The 3,963-nt window shown below is 72.9% G+C and carries 4 protein-coding genes; 2 read left to right on the top strand and 2 right to left on the bottom strand.

Translation table 11 applies throughout. From position 1 onward, the window contains the following. Positions 1 to 1,424: CDP-alcohol phosphatidyltransferase (locus H5J33_RS26390; RefSeq protein ID WP_181797354.1), on the top strand; the 1,424-nt coding region annotated here is incomplete at its 5' end. A gap of 19 nt (positions 1,425 to 1,443) precedes the next feature. Here H5J33_RS26390 and dusB read toward each other — a convergent pair. Further along, the gene (dusB, locus tag H5J33_RS26385; RefSeq protein ID WP_181797353.1) at positions 1,444 to 2,577 is read right to left on the bottom strand and encodes a tRNA dihydrouridine synthase DusB; all 1,134 of its coding nucleotides are present in this window, start codon (positions 2,575 to 2,577) and stop codon (positions 1,444 to 1,446) included. A gap of 93 nt (positions 2,578 to 2,670) precedes the next feature. Next, positions 2,671 to 3,570 carry a helix-turn-helix transcriptional regulator gene (locus tag H5J33_RS26380; protein ID WP_181797352.1) on the bottom strand — a complete coding sequence of 300 codons (900 nt, stop codon included), beginning with the start codon at positions 3,568 to 3,570 and terminating at the stop codon, positions 2,671 to 2,673. On the opposite strand from H5J33_RS26380, the gene H5J33_RS37810 reads away from it, so the two are divergent. After that, positions 3,569 to 3,963: MFS transporter (locus H5J33_RS37810; RefSeq protein ID WP_181797351.1), on the top strand; the 395-nt coding region annotated here is incomplete at its 3' end. The genes H5J33_RS26380 and H5J33_RS37810 overlap by 2 nt on opposite strands.

Raw genomic sequence — 3,963 nt, 5'->3', positions numbered from 1 at the left:
TGACCGTGCTGGACGCGCTGGACATGGGCTTCAGGCAGTATCTGGGCCGGACGTTCGACGTGGTGCTGGACTGGGGCCTGCTCGGGGACGCGGAGTCGTATCTGGAGGACTCCCTCGGCTCCGCGACCGCCCTCGCGGCCGTGGCGGGTGCCGTCGTCCTGGTCCTGCTGCTCTTCGTGCTGCTGGCGCTGTCCGTGGTGCGGCTGACCGAGCTGCTCGCCCGGCACCCCGGCACCGCCCGCCGCTCCGCCCTGGCCGCCGCCGTCGCGTGGGTCGTTTCCGCTTCGCTCGGTCTCCAGCCGGCGGCCGTGCCGCTCGCCTCCCACCGCGCCGTGACCGCGCTGCGCGACCAGGCGCACCGGGTCTCGGACACGCTCCGGGACGAGGCGGAGTTCCGGAAGGTGGCCCGGACCGACGCGTTCGGGACCACCCCGGGCGACCGGCTCGTTACCGATCTGCGCGGCAAGGACGTGATCTTCGCGTTCGTCGAGAGCTACGGCCGCAGCGCGGTCGAGGACCCGGTCATGGCGCCCGGTGTGGACCGGATGCTCGACGCCCGCACCAAGGCCCTGGCCAAGGCCGGTTTCCACGCCCGGAGCGGCTGGCTGACCTCGGCGACGTACGGCGGCAACAGCTGGCTGGGCCACTCCACCACCATGTCGGGGCTGTGGATCAGCGACCAGCAGCGCTACCGCACGGTCATGGCGAGCGACCGCCTCAGTCTGACGGGGGCGTTCCGCCGGACCGGCGCGTTCGAGACGGTCGGGGTGATGCCGGGGGTCCAGAAGGGCTGGCCGGAGCAGAAGTGGTACGGCCTGGACAAGGTCTACGACGCCTTCCGGCTCGGCTACCGGGGGCCGAGGTTCAGCTGGTCGACCATGCCCGACCAGTACGCGCTCCAGCAGTACCAGGAGCGGGTGCACGCCAGGCGGCCGGCCGCGGGCAAGGGGCGGATGTCGCTGCTCATCCTGACCTCCAGCCACCAGCCGTGGGCGCCGGTCCCGAGGATGGTGGACTGGGACCGGCTCGGCGACGGCTCGGCCTTCGAGGCCATGGCGGCGGCGGGCGAGAAGGCGGCGGACGTCATCGCCGACACCGCCAGGTCCCGCGCGGCCTACGGCAGGTCCGTCCAGTACTCGGTGACCGCGCTCACCGAGTGGCTTCAGCGCTACGGCACGAAGGACACCGTGCTGGTCTTCCTGGGCGACCACCAGCCCATCGCCCGGGTCAGCGGCAACCACGCGAGCCGGGACGTGCCGGTGTCGCTCGTCGCCAAGGACCCGGAGCTGCTGGACAGGATCGCCGGCTGGCACTGGACCGACGGCCTGCGCCCCGCCCACGACGCCCCGGTGTGGAGGATGAGTGCCTTCCGCGACCGCTTCCTGACCGCGTACGGCTCGAAGCCGGGGCCGGGGAGGAACTGACGGTCCCGCCTTCGGCCGGTCAGCCGCCGGAGGTGTCCAGCTCGGCGTCCTCCCCGACGCCCGAGCAGTCGTACGGATCCTTCAGCCAGCCGTCCGGCAGCACCACCCGGTTGTTGCCGGAGGTCCGGCCCCGCGGCCCCTCCGCCCCGGCCGGCCACGCCTGGTCCAGGTCCAGCTCGTCCAGCCCGGCCCGCAGTTCCTCGAGCGAGGAGGTGACGGCGAGCCGCTTGCGCATCTCGGAGCCGACCGCGAAGCCCTTCAGGTACCAGGCGACGTGCTTGCGGAAGTCGACCACGCCCTTGGTCTCGTCGCCGCTCCACTCCCCGAGCAGCGTGGCGTGCCGCACCATGACGTCGGCGACCTCCCGCAGCGTCGGCCGTACGAAGTCCGCCGTGCGCCCCTCGAACCCGGCCACCAGGTCGGCGAACAGCCACGGCCGGCCCAGGCAGCCCCGGCCGACCACGACGCCGTCGCAGCCGGTCTCCCGCACCATGCGCAGCGCGTCCTCGGCCGACCAGATGTCGCCGTTGCCGAGCACCGGGATCTCCGGCACGTGCTCCTTCAGCCGGGCGATGGCGTCCCAGTCGGCGGTGCCGCCGTAGTGCTGGGCGGCCGTGCGGCCGTGCAGGGCGATGGCGGTCACCCCCTCCTCGACGGCGATCCGGCCGGCGTCCAGGTAGGTGATGTGGTCGTCGTCGATGCCCTTGCGCATCTTCATGGTCACCGGCAGGTCCCCGGCGCCGGAGACCGCCTCGCGCAGGATGGCCCGCAGCAGGTTCCGCTTGTACGGCAGCGCGGAGCCGCCGCCCTTGCGGGTCACCTTCGGCACCGGGCAGCCGAAGTTCAGGTCGATGTGGTCGGCGAGGTCCTCCTCCGCGATCATGCGGACGGCCTTGCCGACGGTCGCCGGGTCGACGCCGTACAGCTGGATCGAGCGCGGCCGCTCGCTGGCGTCGAACCTGATCAGCTGCATGGTCTTCTCGTTGCGCTCGACCAGCGCCCGGGTGGTGATCATCTCGCTGACGAAGAGTCCCTTGCCGCCCGAGAACTCCCGGCACAGGGTGCGGAAGGGCGCGTTGGTGATCCCCGCCATGGGTGCGAGCACGACGGGCGGCGTCACGGCGTGCGGTCCGATGGACAGCGGCTGGGTCATCGTCAGGGCTCCGGGACGGATCTACGGCGACAGGGGCGAGGCTCCATTGTCCCTCACCCGGCCGGCCGCCCGACCGGCACCCGTGCGAGCCGCTCACGCCGGCTCGTCCGGCAGCCGGGCGAGCCGTTCCAGCCGCTCCTCGCTCTCCTCGTCGGCGGGCAGGTAGGCGACCACCCGGTGGGCCGGGGACTGCGGGGCCAGCCACATGTTGCGGTGCTCCAGCCGGATCAGCCCGACCCGGGGGTGCCGGTACCGCTTGACGTGCGGGGACATCGGCGCGACCTCGTGCCGTTCCCACAGCTCGCGGAACTCGCCGGAGGCCCGCAGCAGCCGGTTCAGCTGCTGCTTCCAGGCGGGCTCGGCCATGTGCTCGGCCATGCCCGCGCGGTACTTGGCGATCAGGTCGCGCAGCATCTCGTCCCGGTCCAGGAAGTCCCGCTTCCAGCGTTCGCTGGTGGTCAGCAGCCACAGGCAGTTCCGGTCGGCCGGGGGCAGCTCGGCGGGGTCGCCGAAGAGCTGGGCGTAGGGACGGTTGGCGGCGAGGACGTCGTAGCGGGCGTTCTGCAGGGAGGCCGGGTAGGGAGCGAGCCGTTCGACGACCTTCAGGGCGGTCTTGGCGGCGACCGGGTACTCCGGCCCGGAGCGCGGGTCGTGGGTGCCGGCCAGGGCGAAGAGGTGGGCGCGCTCGGTGGGGTCCATCAGCAGGGCACGGGCCACGGCGTCCAGCACCTGCGCGGAGACGTGGGCGGCGCGGCCCTGCTCGATCCACGTGTACCAGGTGACGCCGACCGCGGAGAGCTGGGCGACCTCCTCGCGGCGCAGTCCGGGGGTGCGGCGGCGGGGGCCGCGGGGCAGGCCCACCTGCTCGGGGGTGATCCGCTCACGCCGGCTGCGCAGGAAGGCGGCCAGTTCCCGCCGCCGTATCTGCGTGCTCCGCTCGGTCTCCGTGCTCTCCCTGGTCTCCGTGTTCCGCTCGGGCACTGCGATGGTCATGGCACCCAGGGTGCAGTCCGGCCGCAGCCCCGTGCCAGTTGGTGCCGGTACCTGGATAACGGCCGCCTGGTACCCGGCTGCGGGCTGCCCCAGAGTCGGGAGCGTGACCACGACGACATCCTCTGCGACCGCCGCCCCGCCGCGGGCGGCACTGACCCCGTTCGGCCTGTTCACCCTGCTGCTCGGCGCCGCCCTGCCGATGATCGACTTCTTCGTCGTGAACGTGGCGCTGCCGACGATCGAGCACGATCTGGACGCGTCCCCGGCGACCCTGGAGATGGTGGTCGCCGGGTACGCGGTGGCGTACGCCGTGCTGCTGGTGCTGGGCGGCCGGCTCGGGGACACCTTCGGCCGGCGCCGGCTGTTCCTGTGGGGGGTGGCCGGTTTCGGGCT

Origin of the sequence: Streptomyces sp. WELS2, from assembly GCF_013870595.1 — a bacterium.
In the GTDB taxonomy this organism is placed as follows: Bacteria; Actinomycetota; Actinomycetes; order Streptomycetales; family Streptomycetaceae; genus Streptomyces.
Note: the sequence above shows the minus strand (reverse complement) of the source record. Positions and strands in the feature narration are given on the sequence as shown.

Excerpts from the sequence above, each read along its gene's own strand:
- H5J33_RS26380 (WP_181797352.1), bottom strand. The coding sequence starts at position 3,570 with ATGACCATCGCAGTGCCCGAGCGGAACACGGAGACCAGGGAGAGCACG.
- dusB (WP_181797353.1), bottom strand. The coding sequence starts at position 2,577 with ATGACCCAGCCGCTGTCCATCGGACCGCACGCCGTGACGCCGCCCGTC.